The following is a 20,719-nucleotide window of genomic DNA, read 5'->3' as shown; positions in this document are numbered from 1 at the left end:
CGTCCTTTCAATCCCAATACCCAATATGCCGAATATGACCGCGGCCTACAAGGGATTTTTGGTGGATTTGGACACTGCGAAACGAAAAAATGTGTACGAATGTAACAGGCTGTTCAAAAAAGTGGCGTGCGCTGCTTAAATGCTGAAATTCCGTCCACTGCCTGACTCGCGGGAACACGTAGTGGCTTGAATTTCCCCGACGCATGCAGCACCAGTTCACCAAACAAGCGACGCTGTGCGAGCTGGTTGGCGTAAGCCTGAATATCGGTAAATGATAAGTTGCTGATACGCTGCGCCAGTTGCGCATTGTAATTGAAGGCGTCATCTTTGATGCCAAGGCTTACCCACAGGCGCTGAGATTTCATCGACAGATTCAGATCATGTTCCTGCAACTGTTTCAGCAGGTTTTGCTGAATCACTGACCAGTAATGCTGATAAAAGTCAATTTCTTCCAGTTGCTGATACAGGAAACTGGTCATGGCCTCGAGCAGCGAGCGGGCATCGTGGGTTGGGCTCTGTACATAAAACGCCATGCCCGGATGCTGATTATGCGGCACATAGCCGGTACCGACGATATAGCCAAGCTGCTGTTGGGTGCGCAATACATTAAAAAACGGCGCAGCTAGCATCTGTTCCAGCAGCATGCACATGGCGGTATGTGTCACATCGGCGCCCGGAGCCTGCAGATAAAGAATGACCGCGGCATCATCATGATCGCAGTCGACACGGTGATACAGGGTCTCACCCGCCGGTAACCGGGACACTGAGCGCGGCAGCGGCGACCCGGTCGCATTAGGACACAGCGTGGTAAAGCGCGTGGCAAACTCATCAGCCTGGGCGACTGACCAGTTACCGTGCATCAGTCCCTCTGTGTAATATTCGCTTAAGGCTGCATCACGAACCGATAACAGGTCGGTATAGCTGACCCGGCTGACTGCATCAATGAGCTCGACCGGCGCCTGCGTATTTCGCTGAATCAGAACACTGAGTCGGGAGAACAGCCGGTTAGTTGGCTTGTTCAGCAGGGCATTTTGCAGGTTTTGGCGCTGTGCATTCTGATGATGCTCGAACGCAGCTTCACTGGGTATGTACCGTGCAATGGCGTCAAGCAACTGTTCCGCCAGCAGAGTTTGCTGGTTAGTAAAGCCGCGGGTATGCAGAGTCAGTCCGGCCTGATGGCCATAAATGCGATAATGCAGTCCTGCTATCTCAGCGCGGTAATATTTTGCCTGTAGGTAGTCGTTGATCGCGCCGAGCCAGATACGTTTTAGCGCGATAGCGTCTATAGCTCCGCAAAACGCAGGGATATCAAATGCAATATAAATATCACCCTTTGGCGAATGGAACTGCTGATCCTGTGCAAACCAGAACTGGCGTCCGGGGCTGTCGATAATGCGGCAAGGGACGCCGTAACCGGCTTCTGGAAGCACCAGATGATAATTTTGGCCCAGGTAAGGGTTAGGAGGAGGTAGCGACAGGGCATCTATATCCGGTGCCTGTTCCAGACGGGCCAGCATGTCTTCAGACAAGCGATTCACCCGATAATGGGCGTCATAAAATGCACAAATACGATCGGTTTCAATATCCGGTGCAATCACTTTCAGACGCATATTCTGAGGCGTGAAATACTGCAGCGCATCCAGGATTACGCTGGCATCGAAGCTGTCCATGGCCGTTCTGAACTGCAGAATATCATCCGGCGTGCAGGTAAACAGGTACTGTGCATAGTCGCAGATGAGTGGCAGCGGCTTACTGACTTCATCATACTGCATAGCCAGTGCCGCCAGCTGTGCCTTTTCATGGTAACGCCAGGGCTCGTCAACAGACCGGATAACCAGACGAATGTAGGCGAACAGCGCCAGCAATACCTGTTCGCGAGCGTTCATGCCCCTGGCAGTCAGCTGGAAGCTGACATTGAAGTCTTTAAAGTTATCCCCCTCGATGCCAGAACCGGCAATCAGGTTTGTGGCCCATCCCTGTTTCTTGAGGTACGCGAGCAGGCTGCCTTCACCCTCGTCACCGAGCAGATGACTGATGTAATTCAGCGGTTTGGTGCGAAACTCATTGTGCAGGCCGGGCAGGGCAAAGGTCACAATCAGACGGCGGGCGTTCTGAAGTGGCCTGATACCGATTTCTATTCCCAGCTCATTGCGGGTGTAAAGAGCCGGCCACTGGTTTGCTGCCCGTTCGCCCGGTGTGAAACTGTCGAATCCGTCGCTAATCCACTGCCTGACCTTTGCGGTGGCCAGCGGGCTGACCAGACACAGGCACATGTTACTTGCACAGTAATATCTGTTATGGAAATCAACAAGTTGTGCGCGTAAGTCAGCGGGAGCGTGTTGCCCGAATGTATGCTTATTACCGACTGAGAATTTGACAAAGGGATGCGCAGGATTGCAGGTTTCTTTGTGGATCTGATAAAGGCGTCGCAGATCATCTTTGCGCTTGAACTGAAATTCCGCGTCGATTGACTGAATTTCATTTTCCATCGTTCCCGTGTCAATTAACGGCTTGCGCAGGGTGTCGGCGAACGCGGGCAGAATTTGCGCTACTGCCTCAGGCGGGCACGAAAAGTGGTAGTTGGCGTACTCAGTGCCCGTCCATGCGTTGACGGAACCGCCCTGTTTTTCAATAAAGTCGTTAATACCGTTTGGCCGGGGCAGATGCCGACTGCCCATAAACATCATGTGTTCAAGAAGGTGTGCGAGCCCCTGACAATGCTCAGGGTCATAAAAATGTCCGGCTCTGACCGACAGCGACGCATAACAGGACGTGACGTCAGGCATCTCACACAGCATCACGGTAAGACCGTTCGCAAGGGTGAAAAATGTGGTGTTGTCCTGTGTGAAGCTTGTGCTCAAAGTGCGTGTATTCCGGTTGGCAATGGTTGCTGCCCCCCGAAGGGCAGTGATAAAGCGTCCTCACGACAGTAGCGACAATAGTATAACTAGGCTAAGAGAACGCTCTCTGTTATCGTACTGCTATACCACTTCATAGTATGCGTTAAGTTATGTCAGGTCAAAGTCACGACGGTGAGATATTGCTTTATATTATGCGGCACGGCGAGGCTGAAGCGCCGCGATTTGACGACCGCAGCAGACAACTGACGGCTGCCGGACGCGAGCAGGTGACTCACGCAGCGCAATGGCTAAAGCAGCATTTCTGTGAATCTGCCCGCATCGATCTCGCATTGGTCAGTCCGTATCGGCGAACCCGTCAGACCTTTGACAGTTTGTCGCTGGACATCCAGTTCGACAAAATGGAGGTGCTGGAAGACATTACGCCCGACGGCGATCCAAATCACGTCAGCGATTATTTGCAGGCATTGCTGAGCACGCATCAAACCAGAAAACGGCCCATTCAGCAGGTGATACTGGTCAGCCATATGCCGTTGGTCAGTTATCTTGTTGATACCTTATGCCACTCGTACACCACCAGTTTATTTGCGACCGCTTCGGTAGCCGTGGTTGCTTACTCACCTGAACGGGGCGAGGGCAGACTACTCACGCATTATCAGGGATAACGACCGTACAGGTTGCTACGTTCTCGTCAAAATACCTTCAGATCTCTGAAAAACGACCGATATAACTTTTAGTGAGAAAACAGGGTATGACGGGATCAGAGTTAGGCATTCCGATGAGTGATAAATCCATTCCAGAATTGCTTCGGCGTTCCTTGCAATCGCATATGGAAGCGTCTGATTTGCATGACGATGAGGAGCTACAGGCACTGCTTGGCAAACTGAACGATTTGTCAGGTAAAGTGGCGGCCGCCAAAGCAAAAGTGCTTGCCCGGCGGCAGTTGAGCAAAACCAGCGGCAGCCGTTAGTCCTGCCCGCTACCAGAAGGTGGCTGGTAAAATTCGGGCATCACGCGCACGGTTTTTATCATGTTTTCCGAAATATCCACAATCTCCAACGGATAGCCGGCCAGACGCACACTCACCTTGTTATCAGGAATTTCTTCAAGGTACTCCAGCAGCAGGCCATTCAGCGTTTTTGGGCCTTCAGTCGGCAGATGCCAGTCCATTTCACGGTTCAGGTCGCGAATATTCGCACTGCCGTCAACCAGAACGGAGCCATCCTGCTGAACATGGGCTTCCTTACTGTGGTCCGGCACCATGCTGGTGGTGAAGTCACCGATGATTTCTTCGAGAATATCCTCAAGTGTTACCAGGCCCATGATGTCACCATATTCATCTACCACCAGGGCAATGCGCTCCTTTTCGGTCTGGAATTTATACATCAGGGTATGCAGGGGGGTAGATTCCGGGGTGAAGTAAATTTCGCGCACCGCACGCAGCAGACTGGCCTTAGTGAACTGATCTTTAGACAGCAGGCGTAATGCGTCCCGCACATGCACAAACCCGACCGCATCATCAATACTGTCACGGTAGAGCAGTACCCGCGTGTGCTGAGCATTGGTCAGCTGTTTCTGTATTTTCTTCCAGTCATCATTGATGTCAATTGCCCAGATTTCGGTGCGCGGCACCATGATGTCCTCGGCCGTTACACTCTCAAGGTCGAGAATGCCGACCAGCATATCCTGGTGCTTTTTAGGTATTAGCGTGCCGGCTTCATACACCACGGTGCGCAGTTCTTCACGGCTGAGTGAATCATCATTGCCACCGCGCGGGCTGATGCGAAGCAGCGCCAGAAAACCGTTAGTGATAGCGTTGATCCCCGCCACCAGAGGATAAAGCAGCGTGAGCAGAGGTAACAGGATAAGAGAACTGGGGAACGCGACTTTTTCCGGGTACAGCGCAGCCAGTGTTTTCGGCGTGACTTCGGCAAAGATCAGTAATACCAGGGTCAGACCAAACGTCGTGGCGATAACGCCCCAGTAATCACCAAACAAACGAATACAAATGACCGTGGCAATTGAGGACGCCGCAATATTAACCAGATTATTACCAATCAGAATCAGTCCAATCAGACGGTCAGGCCTGTCAAGCAGCTTTTGTACACGCAGGGCGGCGCGGTTCCCTTCATTTTGCAGATGCTTAAGACGGTACCGGTTGAGGGACATCATCCCGGTTTCAGAACTCGAAAAATACGCAGAAAGTAATATGAGTACGCCGAGCGCGATAAACAGCGTACTCGTTGATATGTCGTCCAACTAGGATTTCCTTTATTAGCCTGGCCGACCAATGTAGTAATTTGGCCGGTCGGATTCAAGAAAAAATTGCGGATTAGGCGTTTGATTGTCGCGATAATCGCGCCGCTATTGCCGGTATTACAGCAGGAATTCTCTGACCACTCGGCTGCCGAAATAACCCAGCGATAACAACACCACGCCGATGACCGTCAGACCAATCACCTGCTTGCCGCGCCATCCCCACAGGCGCTGTCCAATCAGCAGCAGCAGAAATACGGCCAGCGCCATCAGAGACAGCACTGTCTTGTGCGCGTAGGTTTTACTGAACATGTTGTCCAGAAACGCGAAACCGCTTAACTGAGCAACCAGTAACAGGGCGGTACCGACGGCCAGTAATTTAAATACAATTTGTTCCACCAGCATTAACGGGGGGAGTGATGAGTGCAGCAGCGACGCTCCTTTCTGTTTCAGCTTGTGGGTAATGAACGACATTTGCAGGGCATACAGAAAGGCTATCACCAGTACACAGTACGCAAACAGGGATAACGCGATATGCACCACCAGACCTGGGTGCAATTCGATGTGCATAATATGCGATGCCGGAACAAGCCAGGCCGCCAGCACGGTCAGTGCGGTAAATGCAAACACCACAGGCATCAGTACAGTGGTTGGCAACAGCCTGACCGACATCACCATCGCGGCGCTGATGAGCCACGACACCAGCGATAATACGTTGGTCACGCTCATATTCTGCCCCGGGGCCTGCAATATCGCGATAACCAGATATGCGAGGTGAAACGCCACGCCGACAATGGCCAGCATCAGTGCCACGGGCATGTTCGGCCCGTCCTGATGAGCCAGACGGGTAATCAGCCTGATCGAAGCCAGCGCGTAAAAAACGGTAGCCACAACAGCAAACAGCGTTTCCATTAACCTTCCTGTTACGGTGGAGTCGCCGGCCCGATGCATCGTACTCGAGCGGGACGGGATGCCAATATCAGGCGCTATTGATACTGGAAGTTCGGCACAAATTCAACTGTATTCCTGAATCCGGGCCACGAACCGGGTAATTATTGCGTGCAAAATTAATCCGCAGTGAGTGGTAACGTCAGCCTGCTATTTACGTTACAATATTGCCAGTTTACGTCATTAAGAAGTTTCACGATATGTTTGAGAATTTATCCGAACGTCTCGGCCAGACCCTTCGCAACGTCAGCGGTCGCGGGCGTCTGACCGAAGACAACATCAAAGATACGCTGCGCGAAGTGCGTATGGCGCTGCTGGAGGCCGATGTGGCGCTGCCGGTGGTCAAGGCGTTTGTGTCTCAGGTCAAAGAACGGGCTCTGGGCGCGGAAGTCAGCAAAAGTCTGAAGCCAGGTCAGGTCTTTATTAAAATCGTACAGTCTGAGCTTGAGGCGGTCATGGGGGAAGCGAATGAAAAGCTGAACCTGGCTGCACAGCCTCCGGCGGTTGTCCTGATGGCGGGTCTGCAGGGGGCGGGTAAAACCACCAGTGTGGGTAAACTTGCCCGTTATCTGCGTGAGCGCGAAAAGAAAAAAGTCATGGTGGTCAGTGCGGATATCTATCGCCCGGCTGCAATTAAACAGCTGGAAACCCTGGCGGGTGAAGTGGAGGCGGTTTTCCACCCGTCCACCACCGATCAGGATCCGGTTGACATTGTTAACGGCGCCATTGATGCCGCGAAGAAGCAATTCTGTGATGTGTTGCTGGTGGATACCGCCGGTCGACTGCATGTTGATGAAGACATGATGGGCGAAATTAAGGCGCTGCATCAGGCCATCAACCCGGTTGAAACACTGTTCGTGGTTGACGCCATGACCGGTCAGGACGCCGCCAATACAGCAAAAGCCTTCAATGATGCGTTGCCGCTGACCGGGGTGATCCTCACTAAAGCTGACGGTGACGCCAGAGGCGGCGCCGCATTGTCAGTACGTCACATTACCGGCAAGCCGATTAAGTTTATCGGTATGGGCGAGAAAACCGATGCGCTCGAACCCTTCCATCCAGAGCGCATCGCGTCGCGTATCCTTGGTATGGGTGATGTACTCAGCCTGATCGAGGAAGTCGAGCGCAAGGTTGACCGCAGCAAAGCGGAAAAACTGGCGAAGAAAGTGCAGAAGGGCAAGGGATTCGATCTGCAGGATTTCAAAGACCAGCTTGAGCAGATGAAGAACATGGGCGGCATGATGGGCCTGATGGATAAACTGCCGGGTATGGGCGGGATGGCTGATAAGATTAAAGAACAGGCGGGTGATAAGCAGTTCAATCAGATGGAAGCCATTATTAACTCCATGACGCCAGCGGAGCGAGCCAGACCGGATATCATTAAAGGGTCGCGTAAACGTCGTATCGCAGCCGGCTCGGGAACACAGATCCAGGACGTCAATCGCCTGCTTAAGCAATTTACCCAAATGCAGAAAATGATGAAAAAAATGTCGGGTGGTGGCATGAAGAAGATGATGCGCCAGATGAAAGGCATGATGCCTCCCGGCGGCATGGGCGGGGGTATGTTCCCTCCGCGTTAATCGTCGAGCGCTTACCGTGTGCGCCCGCTCAGTCGGGCGCATGGTTTGCGTCCGTTTGTGCTTTCTTTCTTGTACTACTTCCCCTCATAGTCTCCTGTCGGACACCATAAAAGAAACGCTTGACATCATCATAAAGATGCCATCATTATGATGATATAAGAATAAGAAAACCGGTTGTTAAACCATGAAAGACACGCTGGACCTTCCTCTTCGACAGACACTTGATGAACTTCCGCATGCACAACGTGAACGCCTGGCATTCATTGATTTCAGCCTGCAGTATTTTGGTCATGTCACGCGTCAGGATCTGATAAACCGGTTCGCGACCGGTCTGGCTGCCGGCACCCGGGACTTTAGTCTCTACCGGCAACTGGCACCTGACAACATGGTGCTGGATCAGGCGACCAAACAGTACCTTCGGCGTGACGAATTTACGCCATTGTTTGTGCATAATCCCGAAACCATCCTGCATAGTCTGAGCCGCGGCTTTGGTGACGGCTTGTCGGGGCAGATCGTATCGTCAGAGCATTGTCTGAATGCAGTCGGGCTGATACACCCCGATGCCAGTATTATTGCCAGCCTGATGCGAGCGATTCATAACGGCATGGCAGTACGGGCCACCTATGTCAGTCTGACATCGGGAGAAACCGAAAGAGAACTGGTGCCGCACGCGATTGTGAACAACGGGCACCGCTGGCATGTGAGAGCGTTTGACCGAGCCAGCCAGACATTCCGTGATTTTGTTTGTACCCGGTTTGTGCGGGTTGATGCGCTGGCCAGCGGGCGTCGGGAAATTGAGTGCAGTGATTATGATGGTGCCTGGCAACGCCATGTCACGCTGGAGCTGATTGCGCATCCGGGCCTGACCAACCCTGCCGCGGTACACATGGATTATGCGATGAAAGATGGCCGCAAAACGGTCACGGTGCGCGCCGCCCTCGCGGCGTATCTGCTGCGGTACTGGCAGGTAGACTGTTCTGAGAGCGCACGTATTCTCGGGCAGGGTTGTCAGCTGGCGCTGGAAAACCGGGACGTACTTAACGACATTGAAAATGCTCACCTGGCACCGGGTGCCAGCGCGAAGTGATGCATTGCAAACCTATTGACTGTTCGGCCTGACAATACAGCAGCGCTGAAGCCCGCAAGACGGGAAAATCATTAACTAACAGGATGGCTATGGCTGGATTAAAGCGAATTATCCTAATCGACACGCACCTGCCGGGCGTGGTTGAGCTCAAACTGGATGGACACACGAATATCTGTGGTACTAACGCGTCAGGAAAGACCACCCTGCAACGCCTTATTCCGGTGTTTTATGGTGAATACCCGAGCCGGGTTGTGCCGGCAACACGGGACAGCTTCGAACGCTGGTATCTGCCACGTCAGTCCAGTTTCATTATTTACGAATATACCCGCGCCGACGGTGAGTTATGCCTTGCGGTATTAAGCTCAACCGGCAATGGCGTCAATTATCGTCTGGTGGCCAAGCCGTTTGATATCGATGACTTTTTGTACAGGCAGAAAAACGGCAAGCATGCCAGCGTGACCAGTAATGACCTGGCCCGCGCCCTGAAACGCAATAACGTGCTGGTCAGTAGTCTGCTAAATACCAAAGATTTTCGTGCCGTGCTGCAAAATGATCAGGGTGTACTGAATCAGAGCAGCAACGCCCGCGAACTGCTGGGCTATGCCAAAATTTTCAGCCTGTGTGAACCAGGTAAGCACATCCGTCACATCGAAAAACTGGCAAAAGCGGTGCACTCGAAAGAAGGCAAGATGGAAACCATCAAGGCCATGATTGCCGCTATTCTTGAAGAAGACGGCGTACAGCCGCCGGCATCAAGTCTCAGTCGCCAGCGGGTCGATGACTGGATCCGCGAATGTCATCTCATCAAACAATTCGACACGATCCGTCCACAGTTTTCTAAACTCGAACAGGCCAATATGGCGCTGACAACGACGGAGCAGACCCTGTCCCGGCTGAAGCAGCAGTTTGAACTGGATAAAAGCCAGCTGAATGCAAAAATTGAGCGCAGTAAAACGGCCCTTGAGGATGTGCGCTTTGAAACCAAGCAAAATGATGCGCAGTGGCAGGACAGCCGCGATCATCTGAATCAGGTTGTCTCATCAGCCCGGGCCGATGTCGACAAATACACGGCAGAGCTGGATGCGGTTGAGCGGGAATTTGAAAAATGGCAGGACCAGGACATTGAACAGCTTAAGGAAGATGTCGCTAACCTGCCACAATGGGAAAACCAGTTAGAGACTGCGTCGGGACGTTATCAGTTACTGACCGAAAAACATCAGGACATCGAATCTGCCTATAACCGCCGGGTTGCTGAGCTTGGCGAACGCCTGAGCGTCACCCTGGAACAGCTGTCAGCAGCGCGTCAGGAAGCCGCCGACACACGCAGTGAACTTCAGCAGAAAGAACGTGATGCACTGCAGGCCATCCGTGATGATTTCAATCAACAGTTGCAAACACTTCAGGCGTCGCATCAGACGCAGCTAAGCGAACTGAAGATTGCCGAGGCGGAGCTGAATGCGTCACAGGGCAACGCAGGCTATAACGAATTTGAGCAGTCTCAGCTGGAGCTGATGGATGCGGCGATTAAAGAAGCCACCGTCAAAGAAGACGCGGCGCGCAGCGAGCTGCGCAAAGCCCAGCAACACCACAGCCAGACGCAACAGGCGCGCCAAAAAGCGTCAGAAGCGCTGGATAAGGCCCGGGCGGCATATCGTAAGCAGGAAACTGAGGCAGAGCAGATTAATGCACTGCTGTACCCGGGCGAAGGTACGCTGCTGGAGTTCTTACGTGCCAACGTTGATAACTGGGAACAGTCTCTGGGTAAGGTGCTGCGCGAAGAGTTGTTAGCACGTACCGACCTGTCTCCGCAGATGACAGACAGCAGTACGTCATTGTGCGGCATGACACTGAAACTGGACGGCGTAGAGGAACCCGCCTCCGCGCGCAATGAAAAAGCCCTGCGCGCTGCGCTGTCCGATGCGGAAAAAGCGCTGGAGGTTGCACTGGCAGCGCATAATGAGTGTGAAACCCAGCTCGCCAAGGCGAATGAAGACGTGCGGGCGGCGGAGCTTGTCGTTACCCAGAAAGACAATGCGGTAAAAAGTGCGGAAGCTGCGCGTAAGCGCGCCCAGCAGGACCGTGACAGCCTGCTGAGTGAATACCAGCAGGCATTGTCTCAGCGTAAGCAAAAGGCCAGAAGCAAACTGGATGCGAACCGTCAGGCACAGAAAAAGCTGAGTGCACAGTTTGAGCTGGACCGGGATGAGGTGCGTGATCAGCAGCGCGAGGCGGAGACTGAGCACCGTTTCCACTGGCAGCAGTTGATTGCAGACACGGACGCACGTATCAGTCAGCTCGACAGCGATATGAAAAAAGCACGCGATACCGCGGCGACTGAACGTAAAGAAATGGATGTCTGGCTGGATAACGAGCTGAACAACCGCGGCGTGGATGTCGATGAGATTGGACAGCTGAAAAAGCAGATCAAGTCGCTCAAGGAGTCGATTACCCGCACGCAGTCGGTCCGGCACAAGGTGACAGACTATGAGCGCTGGTACCAGAACGTGTTTTCTACGCAAAAAATCAGCTGGCAAAAGGCGCTGGCCGATGCCCGTAAAGCGTTCAGTGAAGCACAGCGCCACCTGGCGCAGAAGCAGGCTGAATACAAAGACAAACGGGAAACGCTCAGCGAGCAGCAAAGTAAACTGGAGTCGGAGTATAAGACCGCCAGCGAACAGGCTGAACAGGTGACAGCGCTGTCTAAGACGCTGGTTAAACTGGCGTTACCTGCGGTGACCGATGACGTGGCTCCGGCGGATGACACAACCATTGCCCAACGTATTTCCCAGGTCCAGGCATTGCTGCAGGAACGTGACACGCTGCAGTCTGATGTCCGTAATTACGTTGAAAGGTTCGATCAGCTTATCGCAGCCCAGGCAGGTACCGGGTTGTCAGATACCTGGGAACGCGCCCGTGAAGAGTGCAGCGTGATTAACGCGCATGGCGTGAAAGGAATGGATCATCGTCGTATGGTGTCGCATCTGGCACAGCTGCTCAATGTGATTGTGCCGCAAAAACTGCAGGGACTGCGTGAGCAGGGCCGTATTTTTGGCGCTGATCTCAGCCAGTATTACTTCGTGCTGGCCGACATTGATAAGCGCATTGTCGCGCAAAGTCGCCGAATTACCCAGGAAGTGGACGGTGAACTGTTCCTCGACGGGGTGTCGGATTCGGCGGTGAAGATCCGTTCCCGCATCAGCGAGCTTGAATTCTGGCCAGAGCTGGAAGCGTTCCGCAAACACTATGAACAGTGGATGGAGGAGGGTGCCCGTGAACTGCCGGACGATGAGTACGGCCAGTGCATGCGCCGGGTTCTGGATATTCTTGGCCGCGCTGCACTCGGTGGCGGTATCAGTAAATTACTCGATATCGAACTGCATCTTCGTGAGGGTAACAGCGACCTGGTGATCAGAACTGACCGTCAGCTCAATGAGTCATCCAGTCATGGTATGGCCTACCTGATCCTGTGTAAGTTCCTGCTGGCCTTTACCCGCCTGCTGCGAGGCGAGGCGGACGCGACCATCCACTGGCCTATTGATGAGCTTGGCACGCTGCACCAGAGTAATGTGAAGAAGATTTTCGATGCCTGCCAGAACAACAATATCAGTGTGGTCGGCGCGTTCCCTAATCCTGAATCTGATGTGCTGACGCTGTTTGAAAACCGTTACCTGATAGACAAGGTCAGCCGTCAGTTGCAGGTGGTTGAGCCCAAAGCCAGTACCATTGCAGAGCGAATTAAAGCGCGCCGTCAGGCCGAGGAGGAAAGCGTATGATGACCGAACAGGGCAGAGTGCTGAGTAAACTGCTGGGAGGCGCGTTTATTTGTCAGGTTACTGACGAGGATGGCTGGCGCTACCTGAAAACCACCGGTAATGCCCAACAGCTTGAGCCGCATCTGAATTTGCTCAACCGCACGCTGGCAACCACGGCCGAGGGCGATGTGTTTTTTGCGGCCTATCAGACCATCACCGAAGACGAACGCAAAGTACTGACACAGCAGTTTCAGGAAACCACATCAGGGCTGGTGCCACTGGTTGAATGGTTACTGCTTGTGCAGCAGGCCAGCGAATCTGATGTGCCCGTGACAATGGGCAGTGCGATTCGTCTGAATGAACTGCAAAGTGTTATTGAAGATACGCCGGCGTACGCGGAACAACTGGAAAAAATTTCCCGCTATCGGCTATTCGGATCAACCAGCGTTAACCTTGACGGGCAGCTTAAACAGGTATTCAAGCGTCTTACTGACATGGGTTACCTGATTAAACCCAATCCGGACAAGCAAATCTATCTGGCAACCGGTAAGGTCGAGCACCTCTATGACATGATCCGCTTCATCGATGAAACGGAGTCGCTGTCATTAGCGGAACAGGCTGATGCAGCCATTCAGCAGGGGAGCCTGCTATGAGTCAGGCGCTGATCCAGGCCGGAACCCGGCTGCTCAATGCGTTGGGACGTCACAGCGAGATCATCATGGAAGCTTATATTAACGGATCCGTGGTGGCTCACGAGCACAGTCCCAAGGTGCTGGAACAGCTTGTTCAGTTAGGCGTGCTGTGGCGGCCCGATCCGGACAGTGAATTACGCCTCAAAGGGGCGGTGCGCACGCTGCTTGAGGGCAGCCTGCAGGATGAGCGCAACCGCACCATCAGCGCCAATATTGGCGCAGCACTGGCAAGCCTGAAGACCCTGACTGAACACTATAAGGAAGCACTGCATTACGCCCGTTATGCGGAAGCCGCGTCCTTTATGAGTGATCTGACCGAGCATGTCTATCAGTTGTCCGAGTCGCTGGCGAACAGCGTGCGGGTTGTGTTCAGCCGGATTAACAACGAATTTGGCTATGTGTCCTCGGTAGAAGCGAAAATTCGTGAAAATGAGCTGGCACAGGGGCAGGTGACAGAACTGTTGTCCCAGCTTGAGTGCTTCCGGTTTGACGAGCTTAGCGAAATTGCCGGCAGTAACCGGGAGTTGCGTCACCTGCTTGTGGTGTCGCTACAGCAACGGTTTTCCAAAGCCGCGCAGGAACTGTCGGTAGCCCAGGCCCGTCTGCTTGACCTGATGGGACGGTTTCGTGAGTTTCAGGGCCGTACCCGGCTGCTTAAAGGGTTCCTGCTGCATATGGAGCAGCACCCGGATTTCACGCCAGGTAACTATGCGAATTTAAGCCGGGTTCCCGTGTTGTTCAATCAGGCAGACAATCTGATACAGGACGCTGCGCCTGATGTGAACTGTGTCGAACATGAAGCCGACTATCAGCAAATCGTTGCGTCACTCAGTCATGTGCACCGTCGCAGCCAGCGCGATGAAGAACGCACGCAGTCGCAGGATATCGACGTAGCCGAACAGACACGTGTGGCACTGGAAAAGGATCCGTTGCAAAAAGCCGTCGAGGACTTTTTCTGCGATGTGATTGACTCTGGTCAGGCTATGTCAGCGCTAACTTACTATGCCGGCAAGTCTCTCGAGTTTGATCCTGAGGTTTGGCTGTATCAGGTGATCGGAGGCTATCAGTCGCTCAATGACACGGATAAACAATTTTTCGCACTTGACGCGGAGGGTGAACCCGATGCCGTCTTCAGTGGTAACTTCTACATAAATGACGTGACACTGGGTTTGCGCTGATGGCGTGTTATTGGCTGCAGGAAAAAGGAACCAAGGCGACGTAACGCAGTCCAACTGATGTCGTTTCCGTTTATGACGGAACCTTGTTGTTGCGCCACGCGCAAATAAGAGGATGTAACTATGCAGTTATCCGCAATACAGTCGTTTAATCAGGCGCTGATAAAAATGGCAGTGCTGCTTTATCAGGTCGACAAAACCGTCACGCTGACAGAACAGGATTACCTGGAATCACTGGTCGCTGAACTCGACTGGCAAAGTCCTATCTGTCCGGAAGCCTTCCTCAATGACGCCATTTTTCAGGCCAGAAAGGCGCTCGATACCGGCAATGAAACCGACTATCTGCGCGCGTTGCGTGACGATTTACTGTTTGATGCAGACAGGGCGCTGGAGGTGGCGATGGCGATAACGGGGGTGGATGGTGAGCGCAGTGAAGAAGAAACCGAACTGTTGGCCCTGCTAACACACAAATACCTTGCCAAGGCGCTGGTTTCAGGAACACGGGATCCAGCGGAGACCTTATAACTTTTTCAGCCGGTGAGGTTGCCGCTGTCATCCGACACGCAGTTTCTGCCGGCATGTTTTGCGTGATAAAGTGCGTTGTCTGCACGCTTCATCACAGCGTCTATACTGCTGTCGTTTGGTGAGGCTTCGCTGATGCCGGCACTGACCGTGATTGCAATCCCCGACAGTGCGCCAGATGAGTGCGATGCAATATAATGGCGTACTTTTTCTGCCGCCTGTCTTGCCCCTGATTTGTGGGTATGTGAAAGCAATAAGGCAAATTCCTCACCACCAATGCGTGCTGCCCAGTCACTTTCTCTCGACTGCTCTTTCAGCACGGAGGCAACCCACTGTATTGCTTTGTCTCCTGCATCATGCCCGTGCGTATCGTTGAGCTGTTTGAAATGGTCGATGTCAAACAGCACCAGTGACAAACCATGCTGATACCTGCGGTTACTGGACAGCAGCGTTGTTGCAACCCCGTTGAAAGCGCGGCGGTTCAGTAGATCAGTCAGTACGTCATAGTTGGCTTCATACTGCAAACGTGCAGCGTATTCGCTGATCCGTTTTACCATAGGCCGGAAGATAAACAGCGCTTCTGCAAGAATGGTTAAGATAATAATGGCAAGTACAATGCGCTGTGCCTGTTTTAGTTCAGTAACGCGGTTATTACTGGCGTTCTCATAAAGCTTGACCACTTCGTTGAAACCATCAAGCAGCGCGGTCTTGGATAACTGCACAAACTCATCGGTATAATAGTTGTGCGTGTTGTAATCTTCTTCTTTAATGCTGAGTGCTTCGTCAATAAGGGCAGTGAAGCGGGCAATGTGCATCTGAATGTTCATTGGCGGTGAATAATAAAGGTCAGACAGTGACGAATACAGCAGCGGATCTTTTCCTTCCAGCGTTGTCAGATTGCCCAACAGCACCGTATTATTCTGACGCATTCTGGTCAGCGCGGCTTCTGCGGTCTGTCTGGCTTTTGGATTTCCGGTTTGCAGGTACTCCAGGGTAAACAGGCTGACACGTTGCGACAGCATGCGTTGTTGACCGCTGATATTTATCAGATGGCCACTTTTATCCTGCTGCTGGATCACTTCGTCGAGCATAAAATGCACACCAAACGACAGCAGCGCGATCACCGACAGCGACACAACATATGTCCATGTCATGTATTTCGACGGATCTCTTACGGTCAGATACTGACGTGACTCAATAAGTGCGATGTCCTGTTTGTTCATGAAATGCCCCGGGTCTGCAGTGCCGCGATAAAACGCGATTAAACGGCCTGATTAAACAGTAGCCAACCGAGACAAAAAAATCATGGTATTACGCCCCCGGCTTGCCGGTTTTTTTGATACAGATTCAGCAAACCGGGTAATGTGTGCCGATTGGTACGTGATTAAGGAAGAGGGATAAATTCGGCATCATCGCCGGGGATCGAGGGGAAATTACCCTGGCGCCAGCGCGCTTCTGCCTCACGAAGCTTTTCTTCGCTGTAAGCCAGAAAATTCCATTTCAGCAACGGGGTGACGGGCAGTTTCTCACCGCCCAGCGGGAAACAGCTGTTTTTTTGAAGGGAGATAAAAAAGCGCCGCAAATTGCGGCGCTCCTCGTTTACCCTTGCTGCGCGGCCGCCATCTCACGCTCGAGACGTTGTGCCTCGTCGGCTCGTGGCTTGGTGAAGCGGGCCAGTGCGAGGTACAGCACCGGCGTGAGGTAAAGCGTAAATACCACAGCAATGCCCAGGCCACCAAACACAACCCAGCCAATTGCGTTGCGTGATTCGGCGCCGGCACCGCTCGACAGGATCAGCGGCAATCCGCCAAGAATTGTCGAGACCAGCGTCATCATAATGGGGCGCAGTCTGACTTTGCCGGCTTCCATGATGGCGTCGTAGACGCTGTAACCACGATCACGAAGCTGGTCAGCGAACTCAATCAGCAGGATGGCGTTTTTCGCCAGCAGACCAATCAGCATGACCAGACCTATCTGCGAATAAACATTGATGGAAGTGCCGGTCAGAAACAGTGCGTAAATCGCCGCGGCGATACCAAACGGCACTGTCAGCATCACAACCACAGCGCTGTTCACACTTTCAAACTGTGCGGCCAGCACCAAAAGTACTATCACAAATGCCAGTACATAGGTCATCATCACCTGACGTGAGGTTTCCTCGTAGGTTTGTGCCTCGCCCAGAAAAACCAGACCAATACCATCGGGCAGCGTGTCTTCGGCAATACTTCTGATGCTGTCTACCACTTCACTGAGCGCCACGTCTTCCGGCAGTTCCATATCAAGCTCGATAGCGCGGCGCTGCGCCTGGCGCTCGAGCTCCGCGGCAACACCTTCTTCGGTAATGTAAGCCACGCTGGATAACGGCACCAGATTGCCGTCCACCGACTTAACATACAGGCTGGTCAGGTCAGACGGGTTGCTGGTAGAGCGGTTGTTGGTCTGCAGCATGATCGGAATTGCCTGGTCACCAACGTTCAGATCAGCAATGTCAAAGCCATTGACGGCCGCACGCAGGGTACGTGAAATGTCGTTCAGGGGGACCCCCAGTTCTTCTGCACGGCGTCGATCAATGTTTACACGCATCTGCGGCTGTGTCGGCTCATAACCAATGCGGGGACGCCCCAACGCTGGCAGGCGGGTTTCAATTTCGCGGGCGAAGTCTACCGCTGCATTGTAAATGTTGGGATAGGTATCGCCGGTCAGCGCCAGCTCCAGCCCGCCGCCCTGTCCACGCAGGTTCAGACTGTTGCCGCCGAAGGCATTACCTGGCGCGCCGGGTATGGACTGCAGTTTCGGGCGTATTTCGGACACCACATCCTGCAAAGACTGATCACGATCGTCCCAGTGTTCCAGCGGTGCAGTAATAAACACAATATTAGGATCCCACTGGCCAACGACAGTGTAGATAGAATCAATGGTGCCATTTTCTACATACGGCATCAGGATCTCTTCCATCTTCTCAGCCTGACGATCCATAAAATTCATGCCGGCACCGTCAGGGCCCCGGGCAAAAATGCGGATGGTTCCGCGGTCTTCACTGGGCAGCAATTCATTATCAATGTGCTGCGCGGTGAAGTAAGCACCACCACCGGCCACCAGGCACAGCGCAAATACCAGCCAGGCGTACTTCAGCGACCAGCGCAGGCTCGACTCGTACGCGTGCAGTGCTACTATGCCAATGCGGCCAAAGGTGCGTGAGAATAGTGTTTTGCTCTGTTCTTTGGCAGATTTCAGCGGCAGACGCGCAGTCAGGGCAGGGACCAGTGACAGCGCGACAAAGGACGATATGATTACCGCTCCGGCCAGCACACCGCCAAATTCCCGGAACAGCCGGCCCGCTGTTGACGGTAAGAATGCGATAGGAATAAACACAGACGCCAGTACCGCTGTCGTCGCGACCACGGCGAAAAACACTTCCCGGGTTCCCAGTACCGCCGCTGCGCGGGCACCCAGACCCATTGCGCGTCGACGCTGGATATTTTCAGATACTACAATGGCGTCATCGACAATCATGCCGGTGGCCAGCACCAGTGCAAGCAGGGTAAGGATATTGATCGAGAAGCCCAGCATCCAGATAATCGCCAGCGCGCCAGCCAGTGATACCGGTATTGACACCGCCGGAACGATGGTAGCGCGCCAGGAGCCAATAAACACCAGCAGCGTAAAAATCACCAGCAGTACGGTCAGGCTCAGCGATACCACCACTTCCTGTACGGAATCGCGGATAAACTCCGCGTCATCTGCGGTTACCACGATGTCCATGTCGGTAAAGCGCTTGTCGAGGTTTTTCACCATCGCCAGCACTTCATCAGAGATTTCAATGGTGTTGGAACTGGCCTGACGGATGATGCCAAGGCCAATCACCGGGCGTCCGTCCAGACGAACCACGCTGGAGGTGTCTGCCGGACCAAAATAGACGCTCGCGACGTCGCCAACCCGGATATCGCCTGAGACAACAATCCGCTCAACATCCTCGGCGCTGACCGAGGTCGCATCTGCGCGCACAATCAGTGCCTGGTCGGCCGACTGGATACTGCCTGCCGGAACGTCAAACGGAGCAAGCTCGAGTGCCGCAGCCACGTCGGTCATTGACAGACCAAAGCTGGTCAGGCGCAGCGGATCAACAGAGACACGCAGTACCCGGGCCCGATCACCACGAAGATTGACATCGGCGACCCCCGGAATACTCAGGAACAGCGGGGCAAGGTCGGTTTCGACCCGTTCGGTCAGGGTTTCCATATCCAGTGTCTCACTGGAAACGGCAAGACTGACGACGGCCTGGGCGTCATTATCGGCACGAATAATGGCAAGCTGCTCGACGTCTTCCGGTAACTGACGCTGAACCCGGCTGACAGATTCCCGAGTTTCGTTAGCTGCATCTTCAAGGTTAATACCCGGACGAAATCTTACCCGTACCCGCGCGGAGTTCTCTTCACTTTGCGCAGAAATATTCTCCACACCACTGACCCGGGCAACGGCGCCTTCCAGGCGACTGGTCACCTCGGCATCGACGGTTTCTGGCGACGCTCCGGGATAATTGGCGGTCACAGTAACAGTGGGGCGGTCGACATCAGGCAGTTCCCTGACTTCAAGCCCGTACAGGGACGACAGGCCAGCGATCGCGATAAGCAGGTTCAGAACAACAATCAGTATTGGACGTCGAATTGCCAGTGAGGGCAAATCGCTGGTCATCGGGTTTAACTCACTCATTACCGTTGCTCCGCGCCAGTTCTGTGGTGATCGCCTGACCATTTCTCAGACGCTGGATCCCTTCGGCGATAAGCGTATCCCCTTCTTTTAAATCACCAGAGACCAGAATAATGCCGCGCAAGCGCTGGTGAACCTGAACGTCCACTTTTTTGGCTTTGCCATTTTCCGCCATCCAGATGTAAGCGCCGGTCGCGCCCCACAATAATGACGCTTCAGGAATAGCGGCGTAGCGCTCACCTTCAACAGACAATGTCACCCGGAAGCTCATACCCGGACGGTAGTTATCCTTGCTGTTATCCAGCAGGGCACGTGCACGCAGGGTTCTGTCGGCTTCGTTGATACGGCTGTCAACTTCGGCAATGTTCGCGATCAGGGAAGTGTCGCGATTGGTCCAGGGTTCGAGCGTGACCGTGGGATTCCCCAACAGCACACTGAGTGACGCTTCCGGCGCCCGGAAGTTAATAAAGAGTTTACTGCGGTTATCCAGTGTAGTGACAACGGTTTGTTCATTAATCCGATCACCGACTTCGATGTCGGTCAGACCAACAACGCCTGCGAAGGGCGCTTTGAGGTGACGATCGTCTAAGTCGGTACGCGCGTCCTCTACCGCGACTTCGGCCAGATCGCGCAGGGTCCTGGCGTCATCCAGTTCACTTTTCGGAACCGCCCCCTTGGCATGGCTTTCCTTTAATCTGTCATAGGTGCGCTGGGCGTCGTCACGCTGCAGGATAGCGCGGCGCAGGGCAACCTGTTGCTTTCTGTCGTCCAGTCGCAGCAAAATCCGGCCTGCCTCAACCGCCTGGCCCGGCACAAAATTTACCTCGACCACTTCGTCTGCAACCGCCGGATACAATACTACCGAGCGCACAGCCTCGGCCGTACCGACCGCTTCAACATTTTTTACTTCATGCTGAAAGCGCACGGGTTCGGTCACCACCAGTTTGGCCCGGTTGTCACCGGCCCACTGCGCAATCACGCCCGAAGAAGGAATAAAAAATAACGTCATCCAGCCAAGTAGACGCACCATACGTGCCAGTTCGATACTCATCGCTTTCTATGTGTCCTGTAAAAACCCGAGGGTTAATGCCCTATTTATGCTTTAACCGCCTTTAGTTATGCGGCATTAACGTATTGGTACG

At 53.5% G+C, this 20,719-nt stretch carries 15 protein-coding genes; 8 read left to right on the top strand and 7 right to left on the bottom strand.

The features are described from left to right. Window positions 1–113: 113 nt before the first annotated feature. Window positions 114–2,861 carry an insulinase family protein gene (locus AB1N33_RS08245; RefSeq protein ID WP_411271068.1) on the bottom strand — a complete coding sequence of 916 codons (2,748 nt, stop codon included), beginning with the start codon at window positions 2,859–2,861 and terminating at the stop codon, window positions 114–116. A 149-nt stretch (window positions 2,862–3,010) separates the two neighbouring features. Between AB1N33_RS08245 and sixA the strand changes: the two genes are divergently transcribed. Further along, the gene (gene sixA / locus AB1N33_RS08240) at window positions 3,011–3,523 is read left to right on the top strand and encodes a phosphohistidine phosphatase SixA (RefSeq protein ID WP_411271067.1); all 513 of its coding nucleotides are present in this window, start codon (window positions 3,011–3,013) and stop codon (window positions 3,521–3,523) included. Between the two features lie 86 nt (window positions 3,524–3,609). Then, window positions 3,610–3,828, top strand: a complete 219-nt coding sequence (locus AB1N33_RS08235) for a hypothetical protein (protein ID WP_411271066.1) — start codon at window positions 3,610–3,612, stop codon at window positions 3,826–3,828. Here the strand turns inward: AB1N33_RS08235 and AB1N33_RS08230 are convergent. Together AB1N33_RS08230 and AB1N33_RS08225 are read right to left on the bottom strand one after the other, a co-directional pair. Further along, on the bottom strand, window positions 3,825–5,117 hold the full coding sequence (locus AB1N33_RS08230; RefSeq protein WP_411271065.1) for an HlyC/CorC family transporter: 1,293 nt from the start codon (window positions 5,115–5,117) through the stop codon (window positions 3,825–3,827). The genes AB1N33_RS08235 and AB1N33_RS08230 overlap by 4 nt on opposite strands. A 117-nt stretch (window positions 5,118–5,234) precedes the next feature. Then, window positions 5,235–6,026, bottom strand: coding sequence for a cytochrome C assembly family protein (locus AB1N33_RS08225; protein WP_411271064.1), 792 nt, complete (start codon window positions 6,024–6,026; stop codon window positions 5,235–5,237). Window positions 6,027–6,262: 236 nt separating this feature from the next. Here AB1N33_RS08225 and ffh point away from each other — a divergent pair, with 236 nt between their 5' ends. From ffh to AB1N33_RS08195, 6 genes are all read left to right on the top strand, one after another. Next, the gene (ffh, locus tag AB1N33_RS08220; protein WP_411271063.1) at window positions 6,263–7,642 is read left to right on the top strand and encodes a signal recognition particle protein; all 1,380 of its coding nucleotides are present in this window, start codon (window positions 6,263–6,265) and stop codon (window positions 7,640–7,642) included. A 184-nt stretch (window positions 7,643–7,826) separates the two neighbouring features. Next, complete coding sequence (locus AB1N33_RS08215) at window positions 7,827–8,729, top strand: WYL domain-containing protein (RefSeq protein ID WP_411271062.1); 903 nt, start codon at window positions 7,827–7,829, stop codon at window positions 8,727–8,729. Window positions 8,730–8,818: 89 nt separating this feature from the next. Then, window positions 8,819–12,502, top strand: a complete 3,684-nt coding sequence (locus AB1N33_RS08210; RefSeq protein WP_411271061.1) for an ATP-binding protein — start codon at window positions 8,819–8,821, stop codon at window positions 12,500–12,502. Next, complete coding sequence (locus AB1N33_RS08205; protein WP_411271060.1) at window positions 12,499–13,134, top strand: hypothetical protein; 636 nt, start codon at window positions 12,499–12,501, stop codon at window positions 13,132–13,134. The genes AB1N33_RS08210 and AB1N33_RS08205 overlap by 4 nt, the downstream gene beginning before the upstream one ends. Next, on the top strand, window positions 13,131–14,351 hold the full coding sequence (locus tag AB1N33_RS08200; protein WP_411271059.1) for a phosphoenolpyruvate carboxylase: 1,221 nt from the start codon (window positions 13,131–13,133) through the stop codon (window positions 14,349–14,351). Before AB1N33_RS08205 ends, AB1N33_RS08200 begins: the two co-directional genes overlap by 4 nt. A gap of 120 nt (window positions 14,352–14,471) precedes the next feature. Next, window positions 14,472–14,873: a TerB family tellurite resistance protein gene (locus AB1N33_RS08195; RefSeq protein WP_411271058.1), complete on the top strand. Its 402-nt coding sequence runs from the start codon at window positions 14,472–14,474 to the stop codon at window positions 14,871–14,873. A gap of 5 nt (window positions 14,874–14,878) precedes the next feature. On the opposite strand, the gene AB1N33_RS08190 is transcribed toward AB1N33_RS08195, so the two are convergent. The 4 genes from AB1N33_RS08190 to AB1N33_RS08175 all read right to left on the bottom strand — a co-directional run bounded on the left by AB1N33_RS08190 (window position 14,879) and on the right by AB1N33_RS08175 (window position 20,586). Continuing rightward, window positions 14,879–16,093, bottom strand: coding sequence for a diguanylate cyclase (locus AB1N33_RS08190; RefSeq protein ID WP_411271057.1), 1,215 nt, complete (start codon window positions 16,091–16,093; stop codon window positions 14,879–14,881). Between the two features lie 161 nt (window positions 16,094–16,254). Then, window positions 16,255–16,452 carry a hypothetical protein gene (locus AB1N33_RS08185; RefSeq protein WP_411271056.1) on the bottom strand — a complete coding sequence of 66 codons (198 nt, stop codon included), beginning with the start codon at window positions 16,450–16,452 and terminating at the stop codon, window positions 16,255–16,257. 17 nt (window positions 16,453–16,469) lie between these two features. Further along, window positions 16,470–19,580 (bottom strand): efflux RND transporter permease subunit, encoded by a 3,111-nt coding sequence (locus AB1N33_RS08180; RefSeq protein WP_411271055.1) that lies wholly within the window; start codon window positions 19,578–19,580, stop codon window positions 16,470–16,472. Continuing rightward, window positions 19,573–20,586, bottom strand: coding sequence for an efflux RND transporter periplasmic adaptor subunit (locus tag AB1N33_RS08175; protein WP_411271152.1), 1,014 nt, complete (start codon window positions 20,584–20,586; stop codon window positions 19,573–19,575). The genes AB1N33_RS08180 and AB1N33_RS08175 overlap by 8 nt, the downstream gene beginning before the upstream one ends. Between the last annotated feature and the right edge of the window lie 133 nt (window positions 20,587–20,719).

Source organism: Alteromonas nitratireducens, assembly GCF_040812025.1.
Classification (GTDB): Bacteria; Pseudomonadota; Gammaproteobacteria; order Enterobacterales; family Alteromonadaceae; genus Alteromonas; species Alteromonas nitratireducens.
This window is presented reverse-complemented; position numbering and strand designations above follow the sequence as displayed.

What these genes read in the sequence shown, in the direction of transcription:
- AB1N33_RS08210 (WP_411271061.1), top strand. Translation starts at nt 8,819, where the DNA reads ATGGCTGGATTAAAGCGAATTATCCTAATCGACACGCACCTGCCGGGC.
- AB1N33_RS08205 (WP_411271060.1), top strand. Translation starts at nt 12,499, where the DNA reads ATGATGACCGAACAGGGCAGAGTGCTGAGTAAACTGCTGGGAGGCGCG.
- AB1N33_RS08215 (WP_411271062.1), top strand. Translation starts at nt 7,827, where the DNA reads ATGAAAGACACGCTGGACCTTCCTCTTCGACAGACACTTGATGAACTT.
- AB1N33_RS08190 (WP_411271057.1), bottom strand. Translation starts at nt 16,093, where the DNA reads ATGAACAAACAGGACATCGCACTTATTGAGTCACGTCAGTATCTGACC.
- AB1N33_RS08225 (WP_411271064.1), bottom strand. Translation starts at nt 6,026, where the DNA reads ATGGAAACGCTGTTTGCTGTTGTGGCTACCGTTTTTTACGCGCTGGCT.
- ffh (WP_411271063.1), top strand. Translation starts at nt 6,263, where the DNA reads ATGTTTGAGAATTTATCCGAACGTCTCGGCCAGACCCTTCGCAACGTC.
- AB1N33_RS08180 (WP_411271055.1), bottom strand. Translation starts at nt 19,580, where the DNA reads ATGAGTGAGTTAAACCCGATGACCAGCGATTTGCCCTCACTGGCAATT.
- AB1N33_RS08195 (WP_411271058.1), top strand. Translation starts at nt 14,472, where the DNA reads ATGCAGTTATCCGCAATACAGTCGTTTAATCAGGCGCTGATAAAAATG.
- AB1N33_RS08235 (WP_411271066.1), top strand. Translation starts at nt 3,610, where the DNA reads ATGACGGGATCAGAGTTAGGCATTCCGATGAGTGATAAATCCATTCCA.
- sixA (WP_411271067.1), top strand. Translation starts at nt 3,011, where the DNA reads ATGTCAGGTCAAAGTCACGACGGTGAGATATTGCTTTATATTATGCGG.
- AB1N33_RS08200 (WP_411271059.1), top strand. Translation starts at nt 13,131, where the DNA reads ATGAGTCAGGCGCTGATCCAGGCCGGAACCCGGCTGCTCAATGCGTTG.
- AB1N33_RS08175 (WP_411271152.1), bottom strand. Translation starts at nt 20,586, where the DNA reads ATGACGTTATTTTTTATTCCTTCTTCGGGCGTGATTGCGCAGTGGGCC.